The following is a 15,961-nucleotide window of genomic DNA, read 5'->3' on the forward strand; positions in this document are numbered from 1 at the left end:
ATTCGTCGTGGATCGTGCAATAAGGTCAGAAAGCGATGCCGAGCGTCAGGTACGGGCGCACGCTGTGGTTGCGCAGCCCGTACGCGACGTCGACGTTGATCGGGCCGACGGGGCTGCGCCAGCGCGCGCCGATGCCCACGCCCGGATAGAACACCTTCTCGCCCCACGCATCGGTCGCGGTGCCGATGTCGAAGAAGGTTGCGGCGCCCCAGTCGCGGTTGAACCAGTGCTGGTATTCGGCGGTGCCCGTCATCAGGTATTTGGTCGGCAGCACGGAGCCGCCGACGCTGTTGCCGATGCTCTGGTAACCGTAGCCGCGCACGGAGTTCGAGCCGCCCGCGCGGAACAGCAGCGATGCCGGCACGCCGGTCGAGCTGCCGCTCGTGAACACGCCGCCGAGCTCCGCGCGGAACACGAACAGGTCGCGCTTGCCGACCGGCACGTACTGCTGGCCGCGCGCGTAGCCGCGGATGAAGGTCTGGTCGGTCAGCACGCCCTTGACGGCGAAGCCGGCCTCCGCATGGATCAGGTTGCCCGAACGCGGGAACAGCGGATCGTCGACATTGCGGCGCGTCCATGCCCACTGCGGCACGAGCGCGCGGCTCGTGGTCGGGCCGGCGCTGTTCTGGTCGAGCCGGTCCTGGTAGAACATCAGCGAGTACGCGTAGTCGATGAACTGGCCCGTGCGCGTGCGCTGCACGCCGACCCGCGCGCTGTAGATGCGCGTGTCCGACACGTTGGTGTTCGTGTACGACGCGAGCACGCTGTTGGTCCACCCTTTCTGGCCGGGCGGCATCGACAGCTGGACCTGGCCGTACTGCTGGATCTGGTCGAGCCGGCCCGACACGGTGAGCGGCCACGCTGCGCCGAAGGTGTCGAGGTACGTGTACGAGCCCTGCACGTGCGGGCCCGTATCGGTCGCGTAGCCGACGCCGCCGCGAATGTTGTTGTACGGGAACTCGCTGACCTTCACGTGCACGGGCGTGCGCTCGGGCTTGGCCGTATCGTCGCCGACGTCGATCGCGACGCTCGCGTAGTACGGCGTGTTCTGCAGTTGCCGCTGCAGCTCGGTGATCCGCCGCGCGTCGTAGATCTCGCCTTCGGACAGCGGATTGACGTTCGTGACGATCTTCTCCGGATAGCGGCGCACGCCGTCGACGTCGACCTTGCCGATCGTAAACGTCGGGCCGCTGTCGAACGCGACGGCCAGCGTCGCGCGCTGCGTGCGCGGATCGATGCGCGCCTCCGACGACACGATCTTCGCGCCCAGGTAGCGGCGCGACTGCAATTGCTTGAGCGCCGCCCCCTTCGCGCCGTCCCAGTCGGACTGCGTGAACGGGTCGCCCGGCTTCAGCGAGAACGCGAAGCGGGTCGCGGCCTCCTGCTTCGGATCCTCGGTGTCGACCGGGCCCTTGAACGTCAGGTCGACCGTCGACACGACGGTCTGCGGCCCCGGATCGACGGCGACGCGCACGTCGCGCTTGCCGTCGCGCGTGCGCACGTCGGTGCGCACGACCGGCGAGAAATAGCCGGCCGTCGCGGTCAGGTCGCGCACCTGCTGCGGCGTGGCGGTCACGAGGAAGTCGAACTGGTCGTCGCTGATGTCGTCGCGCTTCGCGAAGCGCGCGATGTCGAGATGGGCCTTGAGGAGCTTGCGGATCGAGCTCGGCGCGTCGATGGAGACGTCGTACTTCGCGTAGGCCGGCAACACGACGCACGCGGCGAGACAGCCCGCGAGGGCGGTCCGGGCCGCGGCACCGGCGCCGCGTCGTGCGCGATCACCGGGGTCACGGGCCGCGCGCGGATTGGCCTCATGCGCCGGATGTGCTTGCTGGTTCGCCTGACCCGCCAAATATGACCTCGCCCTCGGTTGTCTTGGTTCCGTGGAAAACCCTGTATTTGACCACAGGGCGCCGGCCGCGAAGCTTAATGTTTGTAAACCGCGCGCGGGCGGACATGACCGCGGCGCACCGCCTGCCGGCACCCGCTCTGGCGCCGGATGTGCCCCGGCCAGCGGATTCGACGCGTGATTGCCGCCGGCTGTTCCCCGCGATGCGGTAAAATCCCGCCATCGAGAATCCGGCGCACCGTGCGCCGCCCGAAACGGAAAGCCAAGCCATGCCGTATCAGTCCGACGTCACGCAATTCCTGAACCAGCTCAAGCAACAGAAGCCGACGCTCGAGGAAGAGCAGCGCAAGGGCCGCTCCCTGCTGTGGGACAAGCAGCCGATCGACCTCGACGAGCGCACCGAGCAGCAGGAATCGCGCGTGAAGCAAACGTCCTACGTCTACTACCAGAATTTCTGACGACGTGAGCGCCGCCGACGAGGCCAGCGCCGCCCGGCAGGACGACGCGATCGCCGCGCCCGCGGGCGCCGATTCGACGCCCGACACGGTAGACGGTGTCGCGGCGTTCGCACGCCTGTACGGCGAGCCGCTCTTCAAGCTGCCGCAGGACCTCTACATCCCGCCCGATGCGCTCGAGGTGTTCCTCGAGACGTTCGAAGGCCCGCTCGACCTGCTGCTGTACCTGATCCGCAAGCAGAACTTCAACGTGCTCGACATCCCGATGGCGCAGGTCACCGCGCAATATCTCGGTTATGTCGACCAGATCCGCACGTCGAACCTCGAGCTGGCCGCCGAATACCTGCTGATGGCCGCGATGCTGATCGAGATCAAGTCGCGGATGCTGCTGCCGGTCAAGAAGGCCGATACCGGCGAGGAAGCCGAGGATCCGCGCGCGGAACTCGTGCGCCGCCTGCTCGAATACGAGCAGATGAAACTCGCCGCGCAACGCCTCGACCAGCTGCCGCAGCTCGGCCGCGACTTCCTGCGCGCCGAGGTCTACATCGAGCAGAGCATCACGCCGCGCTTCCCCGACGTGAACTCGGACGACCTGCGCGCCGCGTGGGCCGACGTGCTCAAGCGCGCGAAGCTCGTCCAGCACCACAAGATCTCCCGCGAGGAGCTGTCGGTGCGCGAACACATGAGCCTGATCCTGCGCCGGCTGCAAAACGCGCGCTTCATGGAATTCGCCGACCTGTTCGACACGTCGCGCGGCGTGCCGGTCGTCGTCGTGAACTTCATCGCGATGCTCGAACTCGCCCGCGAATCGCTCGTCGAGATCACGCAGGCCGAACCGTTCGCGCCGATCTACGTACGCCTCGCTTACCTGCCCGCATAACGCGCGCCGCCGCGCCCGCGTCCCTCCCGCACACCGCGACACACCGCATTCCGCCGCCGGGCGCGCCCGCGCGGCTCGCCAGCGGCACGCCGGATTAAAAAGTGAACGATCGTTCTTTTTTCGATGCGTCCGGCGGCCAAATCCTCTACAATCCGCCGACGCCCGATGCGCCGCCCGCGCGCCGGCGTTCTCCGCTTCGACCCCGACGCCGCTGCTGCGGCGCCAACGCGCGCATGCGCGAGGAACCCGCTACCCGATCATGAAAGTCATCAGCTCGATCCAGGAACTGCGCGACCAACTGCGCGGACAGAACCGCACGGCGTTCGTGCCGACGATGGGCAACCTGCACGAAGGTCACCTGTCGCTGATGCGCCTCGCGCGCCAGCACGGCGACCCGGTCGTGGCGAGCATCTTCGTCAACCGGCTGCAATTCGGCCCGAACGAGGATTTCGACAAATATCCGCGCACGCTGCAGGACGATATCGAGAAGCTGCAGAAGGAAAACGTCTACGTGCTGTTCGCGCCGACCGAGCGCGACATGTATCCGGAGCCGCAGGAGTACCGCGTGCTGCCGCCCGACGACCTCGGCGGAATTCTCGAGGGCGAATTCCGCCCCGGCTTCTTCGCCGGCGTGTGCACGGTCGTCGCGAAGCTGATGTCCTGCGTGCAGCCGCGCGTCGCGGTGTTCGGCAAGAAGGATTACCAGCAGCTGATGATCGTGCGCCGGATGTGCCAGCAGCTCGCGCTGCCGGTCGAGATCATCGCGGCCGAGACCGTGCGCGACGAGGACGGCCTCGCGCTGTCGTCGCGCAACCGCTACCTGACGACCGACGAGCGCAAGGAAGCGCCCGAACTCGCGAAAACGCTGCAGCGCGTGCGCGACAGCGTGCTCGGCGGCGAACGCGACCTCGGCAAGCTCGAGCAGCACGCGTGCACGCACCTGGCCGAGCGCGGCTGGACGCCCGACTACATCTCGATCCGCCGCCGCGCGAACCTGATCGCGCCGAGCGCCGCCGAGCTCGAAGCCGGCGAGCCGCTCGTCGTGCTCGCGGCCGCGAAGCTCGGCGCGACGCGCCTGATCGACAACCTGGAAATCTGACGGGCTGCCCGCCCTCGCCTCACACGCATCACGGAGATACCATGCAGCGTCATATGCTCAAATCGAAGATCCACCGCGCGGCCGTCACGCACTGCGAGCTGCATTACGAAGGCTCGTGCGCGATCGACGAAGACCTGCTCGAAGCGGCGAATCTCGTCGAAAACGAACGGATCGACATCTGGAACATCAACAACGGCGAGCGCTTCTCGACCTACGCGATCAAGGGCGAGCGCGGTAGCGGGATGATCTCGCTGAACGGCTCGGCCGCGCGCCGCGCGCAACTCGGCGACCTCGTGATCATCGCGGCATTCGCGATGGTCGACGAAGCCGAGCTGCAGGCCGGCTGGAAGCCGAAGCTCGTGTTCATCGACGAAGGCAACAAGATCAAGGGCCACCGCGATCACGTGCCGACGCAGAACTGGACCTGATGCGGCCGCCCGCCGGCGTGTCTCGACACGCCGGGTCGCTGTCGCGGCGCCCCGCGCGTCGTGACGGCCGGCATCGCGCAGCCGTATAAAAACAAAGGGCCTGATCCGGCGCGATGCCGGACCAGGCCCTTTGTCATTCACCCTGCCTTGCACGACCGTGCCCGGCTTGGCCCGGTTCGGCCAACGCGGGTCAGGACGCCTTGGCGACCTTCTCCGCTTTCGGCGCGCGGCGCTCGGCCCATTCGACGATCGGTCGCCACTGTTCGAGATCCTTGTCGACGCGGCTCTTCGCGACGTCCCACAGCGTCAGGCCGTGCGCGGCGATCTGCACGTAGTTCTGCGTGTCGCGCACGTAGCCGAGCACCGGCAGCCCGAGCCCTTCGACGAAACGATGCAGCTGGTCGGACGAGCGCGTGCGCGCGTCGACTCGCATCCCGACGATCCCGACCTCGACGTTGCCCTTGCGCACGGCTTTCTCGCCGGCGAGACGTTCCAGAAACTGCTGGGTCGCGAGGATATCGAACATCGACGGCTGCAGCGGCACGATCACCTTGTCGGCGAGCTGCAGCGCGACGTTGAGCCGGTTGCCGTGCAGGCCGGCCGGCGTGTCGATCACCGCATATTCGAGACCGCGCGGCGGCTTCGTCGGCGCGTCCGGATCGAGATCCCACGCCTCGATCGCCGGCAGCCCGGCCGGGCGCAGGTCGAGCCACGCATGCGCGGACTGCTGCCGGTCGAGATCGGCGAGCGCGACCCATGCGCCCTGCGCCGCGAAGTAGCCGGCAAGATTGGTGGACAGCGTGCTCTTCCCCACGCCGCCCTTCGGATTCGCCACCACGATGACCGTCATGAATTCCCCCGGAAAGGCCGCGCGGCGCGTGCCGCGTGGCAGGCGCCGCTCGATTGCGGATACAGGGAGCGATGATATCGGCAAACGGGGTGTCACCGGAACGGGTTGCGCCGATGCCCGCCCCCGTTCATGCGGTTCGCGTCGCGGCGCGCGGTGCGCCGATTGCGAATGCGCCGCCGCCCAGCAGCGCCTGCACGGCCAGCGTGACGGCCCAGAACGCCGGATATTCCCAGCCGCCGTGCGGCGACGCGAAGCCCCAGCCGTTCGGCAGATGCGCGGACACTGCGCCGAGCATGAACGGCAGCAGCACGAGCGCGGCGATGCGCACGCGGAAGCCCGTGAGCAGCGCGAGGCCGCCGGCCAGTTCGACGAAGGCCGTCAGGTACGCGAGCCAGCCGGGCAGGCCGATCGACGCGAAGAACTGGGCGGTGCCGGGCAGCGTGAAGACGAACACCTTCTGCGCGACGTGCGCGAGGTACAGCACGCCGAGTGCGACGCGCAGCAGCGTCGCGCCGAGATCGTTCAGGCGATGGGGGTTCATGGCGAATTCCTTCGTGAGTGGATGAGAATGGACCGCACTCTATTCGAATCGATTCGGCCAATAAACACGCGAACAGGCTTTAACTGATTCCCAACAAGAACGAATCGGGTCGTAAAAAAGGGGCATGACCGATCATGCCCCGATACCCGTACCCGATACGAACCTCAGCCGCCGCTCTTGCCTTGTGCGGCGTCGCCCGAGCCGGCCGGGCCGCCGCCCGGTGCGTACGAGTCGCACGCGTGCGCGGCCGCCGACGCGCCCAGCAGCACCGCGAGCAGCACGCTCAACCACCATCGAGCCTTCATCGTCGCGCTCCTTCGGGCGGACCTCCGCCCACCTGAGTTGTACGCGATCCGCCGCAAAATGCCAGACCGGCCGCGCCGCGCGTCAGCGGAACTCGGCGTAGAGCGCGCGCAGGTCGAGATGCGCGGCGAACGAATCGGCCAGCCGCTCCAGCGACGCCTCGCGCAGCGCCGGATAGTCGATGCGTTCCGCGCCGTCGAGCCCCGCCCACGCGAGCAGGGCCGCGCAGGCGTCGGGCGCGTCGAACAGCCCGTGCACGTAGGTCGCGAGGATCTGCCCGTCGGCCGACACCGCGCCGTCCGTGCGCGCGCCGCCCGGTGCGTCGCCCGCCGCCAGTTCCAGCGCGGGCGCCGCGAGCGCGGGCCCGCGCGTGTCGCCCATGTGGATCTCGTAGCCGTGCACGGCGGCCGCGCCGGGCAGTGCGAGATGCCCGGTCACGTTCTTCAGCGTCTTGTCCGGCTGCAGCGTCGTGTCGAAGTCGAGCAGCCCGAGCCCCGGCACGCTGCCGGGCGCGCCCTCGAGGCCGAACGGATCGTCCAGCGTGCGGCCGAGCATCTGCATCCCGCCGCAGATGCCGATCACCTTGCCGCCATAGCGCAGGTGCCGGCGGATCACCGCATCCCAGCCCGCGTCGCGCAGCCACGCGAGATCGCGCTGCACGCTCTTCGAGCCGGGCAGGATCAGCAGGTCGGCGTCCGGCACCGGGCCGCTCTTCCAGTACGTGAATTCGACCTGCGGATGCGCGCGCAGCGGATCGAAATCGGTGTGGTTGCTGATGCGCGGCAGCGCGGGCACCACCACGCGCAGCACGCCGCCGCTGCCGCGCGCGGCGGCGCTGCGCGCCTGCGACGGCAGCATGTCCTCGGCGTCGAGCAGCAGCCCGTGCAGGTACGGCAGCACGCCGAATACCGGCTTGCCCGTCTGCGCGCGCAGCCAGTCGAGGCCCGGCTCGAGCAGCTTGAGGTCGCCGCGAAAGCGGTTGATGACGAAGCCGCGCACGCGCGCGCGCTCGCTGTCCGACAGGCACGCGAGCGTGCCGACCAGGTGCGCGAACACGCCGCCTCGGTCGATGTCGGCCACGAGCACGACTGGGCAGTCCACGCGTTCGGCGAAGCCCATGTTCGCGATGTCGCCTTCGCGCAGGTTGATCTCGGCCGGGCTGCCCGCGCCTTCGACGAGCACCGTGTCGTAGCCGGCGCGCAGCCGCGCGTACGATTCGAGCACCGCGTCGAACGCGACCGGCTTGTAGTCGTGGTACGCACGCGCATCGAGGTTCATGCGCGCCTTGCCGTGAATGATCACCTGTGCGCCGCGATCGCTCGTCGGCTTCAGCAGCACCGGGTTGAAATCGGTATGGGGCGCCACGCCCGCGGCAAGCGCCTGCAGCGCCTGCGCGCGGCCGATCTCGCCGCCGTCGGCCGTCACCGCGCTGTTCAGCGCCATGTTCTGCGGCTTGAACGGCGCGACGCGCGCGCCCGCGCGGCGCGCAAGGCGGCACAGGCCCGCGACGAGCGTGCTCTTGCCGGCGTCGGACGTGGTGCCCTGGATCATCAGCGTGCCGCGCGGCTGCGGTTCGGGTGCGTTCATCGTATGCAAGGTCGTGGCGAGGCAAAGGCCGCATTATCGCCCGCGTGCGGCCGCCCGCGCCGTTACAATCACGCGATGATTCCGCACGACCTCACCTTCGTCCTCGGCGGCGCGCGCTCGGGCAAGAGCGCGCACGCCGAGCGGCTCGCCGCCGACAGCGGCCGCCCCGTCACCTATATCGCGACCGCGACGGCGACCGCCGCCGATGCCGAATTCGAACGGCGCATCGCGCATCACCGCGCGCGCCGGCCGGCCGACTGGGGCTTCGCCGACGCGAGCGTCGACCTCGCCGGCACGCTCGCGCGGCTCGACGATCCGCGCGCGTGCCTGCTCGTCGACTGCCTGACGCTGTGGCTCACGAACCTGCTGTGCCCGCTCGAGGGCGAACCGCTCGACGATGCGCAGTACGCGGCGCAGGTCGAGCGGCTCGAGCACGCGTTGCGCGGCGCGCGCGCGCAGGTGATCGTCGTCAGCAACGAAATCGGGCTCGGCGTCGTGCCGCTCGGGTCGGTCACGCGCCGCTACGTCGACGAGCTCGGACGCCTGAACCAGCGCATCGCCGCGCTCGCGACGCGCGTGACGCTGCTGGTGGCCGGGCTGCCGCTCGAGCTCAAGGCGGGGGCGCCGTCATGCTGATGCTGTCGCTGCCGGTCGTCGCGATGCTCGCGGTCGCGGCCGCGCTCGTCGATCGCATCGTCGGCGAACCGGCCGGCTGGCATCCGCTCGTCGCGTTCGGCCGGCTCGCCGCACGTATCGAAGGCGCACTGAACACGGGACGGCGCGGCCGCGCGGTCGGCGTCGCCGCGTGGGTCGCCGCGGTGGTGCCGCCGGTGGCCGTCGCCGCGTGGCTCGCGGCCGTGCTGCCCTGGCCGCTCGCGGCCGCGCTGCACGTCGCGCTGCTGTGGTTCGCACTCGGCGCGAAGAGCCTTGCCGACCACGTCGCGCCGATCGCCGCCGCGCTGCTGCGGCACGACCTCGACGCCGCACGCACGCTGACCGCGCGGATCGTATCGCGCGACACGAGCGAAGCCGACGAAGGCGCGCTGTCGCGCGCGGCCGTCGAATCGGCGCTCGAGAACGGCAACGATGCGATCTTCGGCGCGCTCTTCTGGTTCGTCGTCGCCGGCGGCCCCGGCGCGCTGCTGTTCCGGCTCGCGAACACGCTCGACGCGATGTGGGGCTACCGCACGCCGCGCTTCCTGACCTTCGGCTGGGCCGCCGCACGCCTCGACGACGCGCTCAACTGGATTCCCGCGCGCCTCACCGCCACGAGCTACGCGCTGCTCGGCGACACGGCCGCCGCATGGCGCTGCTGGCGCACGCAGGCGCGCCACTGGGACAGCCCGAACGCGGGCCCCGTGATGGCCGCGGGCGCCGGCAGCCTGAACGTGCAGCTCGGCGGCCCGGCCGTCTATCACGGCGAAATCGAAGACCGTCCCGCGCTCGGCACCGGCGCACCCGCGACGGCCGTGCACGTCGTCGCCGCGCTGTCGCTCGTCACGCGCACGCTCGCGCTGTGGCTCGCGCTGCTCGTCGCGAGCGGCGCACTCATCCTCGCTACCCATCATGTCTGACGCACGCATCCCGCACGGCGGCAACCTGCACGAAGCCGCGCGCCGCCACGGCATTCCGCACGACGCCTGGCTCGACCTGTCGACCGGCATCAACCCGGTCGGCTATCCGGTGCCGCCGGTCCCTGCCGATGCATGGCGCCGGCTGCCCGACGACGGCGACGCGCTCGCCGCGTGCGCGGCCGGCTACTATCACGCGCCCGATGCCGCGCACGTGCTGCCGGTCGCCGGCAGCCAGGCCGCGATCCGCGCGTTGCCCGCGCTGCTGCCGACCGGCGACGCCGGCGTCGCGGCGCTCGCGTATGGCGAATACGCGCCTGCCTTCGCGCGCCACGGCCATCGCGTCGTGCCGCTCGACATCGACGCTGACGTGCTGCCGGCAACGCTGCGCCACGTCATCGCCGGGAATCCGAATAATCCGACCGCCGAATGCGTGCCGGCCGAACGGCTGCTCGACTGGCACGCGCAGTTGTCGGCACGCGGCGGCACGCTGATCGTCGACGAGGCCTTCGCGGATACGGGCGCCACGCCATCGCTCGCGCAGTACACCGATCGTCCGGGTCTCGTCGTGCTGCGCTCGGTCGGCAAGTTCTTCGGGCTCGCCGGCATTCGCGCGGGCTTCGTGCTCGCGCATCCCGACCTGATTGCCGCACTGCGCGACACGCTCGGCGCATGGACCGTCAGCGGCCCCGCGCGTCATGCGGTCGCCGCCGCGTTCGCCGATCGCGCATGGCAGGCTGCCGCGCGCGATCGGCTCGCGGCCGACGGCGCACGACTCGCCACGCTCTTGCGCACGCACGGCTTCGCGGTGCACGCGACACCGCTCTTCAGCTGGACCGACGACCCGCGCGCCGCCGCATTGCATGCGGCGCTCGCCGCGCGCGGAATCTGGACGCGGCACTTCGCTCGACCGTCGAGCGTACGGGTCGGCCTGCCGGGCAGCGAAGCCGAATGGCAGCGCGTTGCCGACGCGCTCGCGCAGTGCGTCCCGACGCTGCAACGGGCATCGGCATGAACGTCCGCCTGTTCCGCCGGCTGCCGTTGCTCGCGACGCTGGTCGCGCTCGCGCACGCGCCTTTCGCTCACGCCGAGGTCACGACCCGCGACGATGCGGGCAATACCGTCACGCTGCCCGCGCCCGCGCAACGCGTGATCAGTCTCGCACCGCATGCGACCGAGCTGGTCTACGCGGCCGGCGGCGGCGCGAAGCTGGTCGGCACCGTCACGTACAGCGACTACCCGCCCGCCGCGCAGGCCGTGCCGCGCGTCGGCGACAACAAGGCGCTCGACCTCGAGCGGATCGCCGCGCTGAAGCCGGACCTGATCGTCGTCTGGCGGCACGGCAATGCCGAACGGCAGACCGATGCGCTGCGGGCACTGCACATCCCGCTGTTCTTCAGTGAACCCAAGCATCTCGACGACGTGGCGACGTCGCTGCGCCGGCTCGGCACGCTGCTCGGCACGGAACCGGTCGCCGACGCGGCCGCGGCATCGTTCGCGCGCGACATCGCGGCGCTGCGCGCGCGTTACGCGACGCGCCCGCCCGTCGCGATGTTCTTCCAGGTATGGGACCGGCCGCTGACGACGCTCAACGGCGCGCATCTGTTCAACGACGTCATCGCTCTATGCGGCGGACGCAACGTGTTCGCCGCGCTGAAGCCGCTTGCGCCGACCGTCACCGACGAGGCCGTGCTCGCGGCCAATCCGGAAGCGATCGTGACAACGAGCGCCGGCGCGACGCGCTCGGACGCGCCGCTGCCGAGCCTCGCGCGCTGGCGTGCATGGCCCGCGCTGACGGCGGTGGCGCGCAACAACCTGTTCGCGATCGACGGCGACCTGCTGACCCGTCCGTCGCCGCGGATCGCGCAAGGCGCGGCCGCGCTGTGCGAGGACCTCGACGCGGCGCGGGCGCGACGGCCGGCACGCTGATTCCGGGCTTCGGCGCCCTTCCGCGCTTCGGGCGCGAACGCGATCGCCTACGCGTCCCAGTGGACGACTTCCCACGAGCGCGCGGCATCATCCATACGCAGCCACACGACGCCGCCCGTCGGCACCGGTCGCGACAGCAGCGTATCGAGCGGCACGCGCAACGCGTGCGACGCGAGCGCGCGAATCACGCCTGCATGCGTGAGTGTCCATTGCGGCGCGTCGGTCCGCGCGACCGCGTCCGCAATCCGTGCGACACGCGCGGCGAACCGTGCGACGCTTTCGCCGCCGTGCGCGCACGCATGCATCAGGTCGGCCGCCCACGCATCGAGCGCGGCGCGGTCGATATCGTCCCAGCGCTGCAGTTCCCACGCCCCGAAGTCCATTTCCTGCCAGCCCGCATCGCGCCGCAGCGGCACGCCGAACGCCTGCGCGAGCCGTTCGGCGACCGACGCGCAGCGCGTCAGCGGGCTCGTCCAGACCTGCGCCGGCAACGGCGCCCCGAGCGCCGCCAGATGCTCGCGCACGGCCCGCGCGCCCGCATCGGCCGATGCGGCGAGCGGCACGTCGCTGCGTCCGTAGCAAACGCCCGGCTCGATATCGACGGCCGGATGGCGAATCAGGACGAGATCCATCCGAGCACCGAGAAGTAGATCGCCAGTTCGCCCAGTTGCTGCGCGAAGCCGAGACAGTCGCCGGTATAACCGCCGATCCGCTTCACGAAATAGCGGGCGACCGAGGCACGCACGAGCACGAGCGCGACGAAGGCCGCGGCGCCCGCGCGCCAGTCCGGCCAGAACAGCCACGGCAGCCCGAATGCGGCCGCGACCCAGGCCGAGCGCGCGCCCATGCGCTGCGCGACCGGCTTCGCCTTGCCCTCCGGCCGGACGTAGTCGAGCGACATCAGCAGGCTCACGGCCGCCGCGCGGCTTGCCGCGTGCGCGGCGATCATCGTCCACGCGGCGCGCAGCGGCGGCATGGCCGCGAGCGCCTGCCATTTCAGGCCGAGCGCGATCACGAGCGCGACCGCGCCGAACGTGCCGATTCGCGAGTCGTGCATGATGCGCAGCACGTCGTCGCGCGTATAGCCGCCGCCGAACGCATCGCAACTGTCGGCCAGGCCATCCTCGTGAAACGCGCCGGTGGCGAGCAGCGTCGCGGCCATCGACAGCCCGACCGCGATCGACGCGGGCAGCAGCCGCAGCGCCGCGAGATAGACGAGCGCGCCCCACGCGCCAACACATGCGCCGACCAGCGGAAAGTAACGCGCGGCCTGGTCGAGATCGCCGGCCGCGTAGCCGATCGCACGCGGCACCGGCACGCGGGTGAAATAGCCGAGCGCGACGAAGAAGTAGCGCAGTTCGGCGCGTACGCCGCGAGCACGCTCAGGCGTCACGATCGTCGACGCCCGCGGATTCGAAGCTCGCCATCTCGGTGAGGAACGCGGCCGCCGCCCGCACCAGCGGCAGCGCGAGCGCGGCGCCCGTGCCTTCGCCGAGCCGCAGGTCCAGCGCGAGCAGCGGCTTCGCGCCGAAATGCTCGAGCATGCGCCGGTGGCCGGCCTCGTGCGACGTATGCGAGAACACGCAGTAGTCGCGCACGCCGGGCGCGATGCGCTCGGCGACGAGCAGCGCGGCCGTCGCGATGAAGCCGTCGACGAGGATCGTCATTCGCTCGCTCGCGGCCGCGAGATACGCGCCCGTCATCATCGCGATCTCGAAGCCGCCGAACGTCGCGAGCACGTCGAGCGGCGCGATCGCATGCGAATGCCGGACGAGCGCGCGGCCGAGCACCGCGCGCTTGTGCGCGAGCCCCTGGTCGTCGAGGCCCGTGCCGCGCCCGACGCACGCGTCGATCGGCACGTCGAGCAGACGGCTCATCAGGCACGCGGCCGACGACGTGTTCGCGATCCCCATTTCGCCGAAGCCGATCACGTTCGTGCCGAGCGATGCATGAAGGCGCACGCGCGCCGCGCCGGCGGCGAGCGCCGTCCTCGCCTCGTCGTGCGTCATCGCGGGTTCGACCGCGAAGTTGCGCGTGCCGCGCGCGACCGGCAGCGACACGAGCCGGTCGGACACCGGCAGCGGCGACGCGACGCCCGCATCGACGATCTCGAGCACGCTCTGCGCGACGCCCGAGAACGCATTGATCGCCGCGCCGCCGGCCAGGAAGTTCGCGACCATCTGCGCGGTGACCGCCTGCGGATACGGGCTCACGCCCTCGGCCGCGATCCCGTGGTCGCCGGCGAACACGATCGTCACGGGACGCTGCACGTGCGGCCGCTCGGTGCGCTGGATCAGGCCGATCTGCAACGCGATCGCCTCGAGCTGGCCGAGACTGCCGGGCGGCTTGGTCTTGTGATCGATCACATGCTGCAGGCGCTTGCGCAGCGTGTCGTCGAGCGGCGCGATCGCGGGCGGGAAGTCGGTCGGTTTCGTCATCGGAAGATTGCCTCGCTGGCGCGGCCGGTGCCGCGCATCGAAAGAAGAAGGTTCATCGTCGCTCGGGCCACGCGGGCAGCAGCGCGTCGCGGCCGTTCTCGCGGATCAGCACGAGCGGGTAGCCGAACGCGTCGCTCGCGCGCGCCGGCGTCAGCACGTCGTGCACGGGGCCCGCCCACGCATGGCCGCGGCCATCGAGCAACAGCGCGTGCGTCGCGAAACGCCGCGCGAGATTCAGGTCGTGGCACGAGAACAGCACCGTGCGCGGGCCCGCGTCGAGCCATGCGCCCAGCGCGGTCAGGCCGTCGACCTGGTGATGCAGGTCGAGATGGGCGAGCGGCTCGTCGAGCAGCATCAGCGGCGCGTCCTGGCACAGCGTCGCGGCCAGCGCGACGCGCTGCCGCTCGCCGCCCGACAGCGACAGCACGTCGCGCGACGCGAGCGCGGCCAGCCCGAACGTCGCGAGCGCGTCACGCGCGGCCGCGCGGTCGCCGTCGCGCTCCCAGCCCCAGCCGCCGAGATACGGAAAGCGGTTGAGCAGAACCGTGTCGAATACCGTCGCGCTGAACGCGTCGTGCAATTGTTGCGGCATCAGCGCGCGGCGCCGTGCGAGCTGTTCGGGCGGCCATGCGGCGAGCGGCCGGCCGTCGATCTCGACCTGGCCGCCGGCCGGCCGCTGCAAACCCGCGAGCGTCGCGAGCAGCGTCGTCTTGCCTGCGCCGTTCGGTCCCGCGACGCACCAGATCTCGCCAGGCCGGAACGCCTGCGTGAAGCCGTCGAGCAGCGTCCGTTCGCCGGCCTTCAGTGTCAGGTCGAGCGCCGCGCAGGTCATGTCGCCGGCGGCATGCGGTGCGGCGTGGGTCATCGCATCGGTCTCCTCAGCAACATCCACAGGAACACCGGTACGCCGATCAACGCGGTCATCACGCCGACCGGCAATTGCGCGGGCGCGATCGCGGTGCGCGCGAGCAGGTCGGCCGCCATCACGCCGCCGCCGCCCGCGAGCATCGCGGCGGGCAGCAGCATGCGCTGGTCGTTGCCGAATGCGAGCCGCAGCGCGTGCGGCACGACGAGGCCGACGAAGCCGATCGTGCCGGCCGTCGTCACCGCCGCCGCGGCGGCCAGCGACGCGACGAGGTAGATCCGCATGCGCAGCCGCGCGACCGGCACGCCGAGCGCGAGCGCGGTCGCGTCGCCGCGCAGCAGCACGTTCAACTGCGGCGCGGCCGGCAGCGCGACGCCCGCGGCCAGCAGCAGCGCGCCCGATGCGAACCACGGCGCCGTCACGCCGTTCAGGTCGCCCGTCAGCCAGAAGAGGATGCCACGCAGCCGCGCATCGGGCGCGAGCGACAGCAGCAGCGTGACGAGCGCGCCCCATCCGGCCGCGATCACGACGCCCGTGAGCAGCAACCGCGGCGACGCGTCGCGTGAATCGGCGCGCCACAGCTCGCGGCGGGCTAGCCCGAGCACGAGCGCGACCGACACGAGCGCGCCGGCGAACGCGGACGCATCGACGAGCCACCAGGCGGCGCCCGCGATCATCGAGACGAGCGCGAAGCCGGCCGCGCCGCCGGACACGCCGAGCACGTATGGCTCCGCGAGCGGATTGCGCAACAGCACCTGCAACAGCGCGCCGGCAAGCGCAAGCAGCGCGCCGCACGCGAAGCCCGCAAGCGCGCGCGGCAGCCGCAGCGTGCGCACGATGTCGGCGAACAGCGCATCGCCACCGTGCGGCACGAGCGACGCGAGCGCCTGCCATGGCGACATCGGCACGCTGCCGATCGACAGCGACGCGACGAACAGCAGCGCGACCGCGGCCGCGAGCACGGCCCAGATCGCGGCGGCACGCGCGGCGCTCATGCGGTGCGCGGCATCGTGCACGATGCGCGACACGCCGGCTGACCGCTGTTGCGGGCCGAGTGCGGCATGGGCGTCGCGCCTCGGCGCGTTGTAGGCATACGCAAGCTCGTCATCCTTGTCGAACGGGTTGTTGCGCCGCGCGCCGGCCATACCGGCATGCGACGGCCGCGC

18 protein-coding genes are annotated in these 15,961 nt (G+C 70.8%); 8 read left to right on the top strand and 10 right to left on the bottom strand.

All coding sequences use genetic code 11. From position 1 onward, the window contains the following. Positions 1-25: 25 nt before the first annotated feature. Positions 26-1,852 carry an autotransporter assembly complex family protein gene (locus DIE22_RS26835; RefSeq protein ID WP_124606483.1) on the bottom strand — a complete coding sequence of 609 codons (1,827 nt, stop codon included), beginning with the start codon at positions 1,850-1,852 and terminating at the stop codon, positions 26-28. A 266-nt stretch (positions 1,853-2,118) separates the two neighbouring features. On the opposite strand from DIE22_RS26835, the gene DIE22_RS26840 reads away from it, so the two are divergent. The 4 genes from DIE22_RS26840 to panD all read left to right on the top strand — a co-directional run bounded on the left by DIE22_RS26840 (position 2,119) and on the right by panD (position 4,711). Then, a complete protein-coding gene (locus tag DIE22_RS26840) occupies positions 2,119-2,307 on the top strand; it encodes a DUF3460 family protein (protein ID WP_124500427.1) in 189 nt (62 codons plus the stop codon). A gap of 4 nt (positions 2,308-2,311) precedes the next feature. Beyond that, positions 2,312-3,184 (top strand): ScpA family protein, encoded by an 873-nt coding sequence (locus DIE22_RS26845; protein ID WP_059450996.1) that lies wholly within the window; start codon positions 2,312-2,314, stop codon positions 3,182-3,184. Between the two features lie 259 nt (positions 3,185-3,443). Next, positions 3,444-4,283 (top strand): pantoate--beta-alanine ligase, encoded by an 840-nt coding sequence (panC, locus tag DIE22_RS26850; RefSeq protein WP_124500426.1) that lies wholly within the window; start codon positions 3,444-3,446, stop codon positions 4,281-4,283. A 41-nt stretch (positions 4,284-4,324) separates the two neighbouring features. Then, positions 4,325-4,711, top strand: coding sequence for an aspartate 1-decarboxylase (panD, locus tag DIE22_RS26855; RefSeq protein WP_006754524.1), 387 nt, complete (start codon positions 4,325-4,327; stop codon positions 4,709-4,711). 190 nt (positions 4,712-4,901) lie between these two features. Here panD and DIE22_RS26860 read toward each other — a convergent pair whose 3' ends face one another. From DIE22_RS26860 to DIE22_RS26870, 4 genes are all read right to left on the bottom strand, one after another. Beyond that, a complete protein-coding gene (locus DIE22_RS26860; RefSeq protein ID WP_124500425.1) occupies positions 4,902-5,561 on the bottom strand; it encodes a ParA family protein in 660 nt (219 codons plus the stop codon). A gap of 127 nt (positions 5,562-5,688) precedes the next feature. Then, positions 5,689-6,102, bottom strand: coding sequence for a DoxX family protein (locus DIE22_RS26865; protein ID WP_124500424.1), 414 nt, complete (start codon positions 6,100-6,102; stop codon positions 5,689-5,691). Between the two features lie 164 nt (positions 6,103-6,266). Continuing rightward, a complete protein-coding gene (locus DIE22_RS38325; RefSeq protein ID WP_185640696.1) occupies positions 6,267-6,407 on the bottom strand; it encodes a hypothetical protein in 141 nt (46 codons plus the stop codon). An 82-nt stretch (positions 6,408-6,489) separates the two neighbouring features. Continuing rightward, complete coding sequence (locus DIE22_RS26870) at positions 6,490-7,992, bottom strand: cobyric acid synthase (RefSeq protein WP_124606484.1); 1,503 nt, start codon at positions 7,990-7,992, stop codon at positions 6,490-6,492. Between the two features lie 75 nt (positions 7,993-8,067). Between DIE22_RS26870 and cobU the strand changes: the two genes are divergently transcribed. Genes cobU through DIE22_RS26890 form a run of 4 tightly spaced genes read left to right on the top strand, consistent with a single transcriptional unit; the run spans position 8,068 to position 11,492 of the window. Next, positions 8,068-8,628 carry a bifunctional adenosylcobinamide kinase/adenosylcobinamide-phosphate guanylyltransferase gene (cobU, locus tag DIE22_RS26875; RefSeq protein WP_124606485.1) on the top strand — a complete coding sequence of 187 codons (561 nt, stop codon included), beginning with the start codon at positions 8,068-8,070 and terminating at the stop codon, positions 8,626-8,628. Beyond that, on the top strand, positions 8,622-9,566 hold the full coding sequence (gene cbiB, locus DIE22_RS26880) for an adenosylcobinamide-phosphate synthase CbiB (RefSeq protein ID WP_124500421.1): 945 nt from the start codon (positions 8,622-8,624) through the stop codon (positions 9,564-9,566). Before cobU ends, cbiB begins: the two co-directional genes overlap by 7 nt. Next, a complete protein-coding gene (gene cobD, locus DIE22_RS26885) occupies positions 9,559-10,578 on the top strand; it encodes a threonine-phosphate decarboxylase CobD (protein WP_124500420.1) in 1,020 nt (339 codons plus the stop codon). The genes cbiB and cobD overlap by 8 nt, the downstream gene beginning before the upstream one ends. Then, entirely contained in the window at positions 10,575-11,492 is a 918-nt protein-coding gene (locus DIE22_RS26890) for a cobalamin-binding protein (RefSeq protein ID WP_124500419.1), read from the top strand. Before cobD ends, DIE22_RS26890 begins: the two co-directional genes overlap by 4 nt. Before the next feature lie 47 nt (positions 11,493-11,539). Here the strand turns inward: DIE22_RS26890 and cobC are convergent, their stop codons facing one another. Genes cobC through DIE22_RS26915 form a run of 5 tightly spaced genes read right to left on the bottom strand, consistent with a single transcriptional unit; the run spans position 11,540 to position 15,790 of the window. Further along, positions 11,540-12,124 carry an alpha-ribazole phosphatase gene (cobC, locus tag DIE22_RS26895; RefSeq protein WP_124500418.1) on the bottom strand — a complete coding sequence of 195 codons (585 nt, stop codon included), beginning with the start codon at positions 12,122-12,124 and terminating at the stop codon, positions 11,540-11,542. Next, positions 12,109-12,885, bottom strand: coding sequence for an adenosylcobinamide-GDP ribazoletransferase (locus DIE22_RS26900; protein WP_124500417.1), 777 nt, complete (start codon positions 12,883-12,885; stop codon positions 12,109-12,111). The genes cobC and DIE22_RS26900 overlap by 16 nt, the downstream gene beginning before the upstream one ends. Next, positions 12,875-13,930, bottom strand: coding sequence for a nicotinate-nucleotide--dimethylbenzimidazole phosphoribosyltransferase (gene cobT, locus DIE22_RS26905; RefSeq protein ID WP_124500416.1), 1,056 nt, complete (start codon positions 13,928-13,930; stop codon positions 12,875-12,877). Before cobT ends, DIE22_RS26900 begins: the two co-directional genes overlap by 11 nt. A gap of 52 nt (positions 13,931-13,982) precedes the next feature. Further along, positions 13,983-14,795 carry an ABC transporter ATP-binding protein gene (locus DIE22_RS26910; protein WP_124500415.1) on the bottom strand — a complete coding sequence of 271 codons (813 nt, stop codon included), beginning with the start codon at positions 14,793-14,795 and terminating at the stop codon, positions 13,983-13,985. After that, a complete protein-coding gene (locus tag DIE22_RS26915; RefSeq protein WP_124500414.1) occupies positions 14,792-15,790 on the bottom strand; it encodes an iron ABC transporter permease in 999 nt (332 codons plus the stop codon). Before DIE22_RS26915 ends, DIE22_RS26910 begins: the two co-directional genes overlap by 4 nt. Positions 15,791-15,961: the final 171 nt, after the last annotated feature.

Origin of the sequence: Burkholderia sp. Bp9142, from assembly GCF_003853415.1 — a bacterium.
Taxonomy (GTDB): domain Bacteria; phylum Pseudomonadota; class Gammaproteobacteria; order Burkholderiales; family Burkholderiaceae; genus Burkholderia.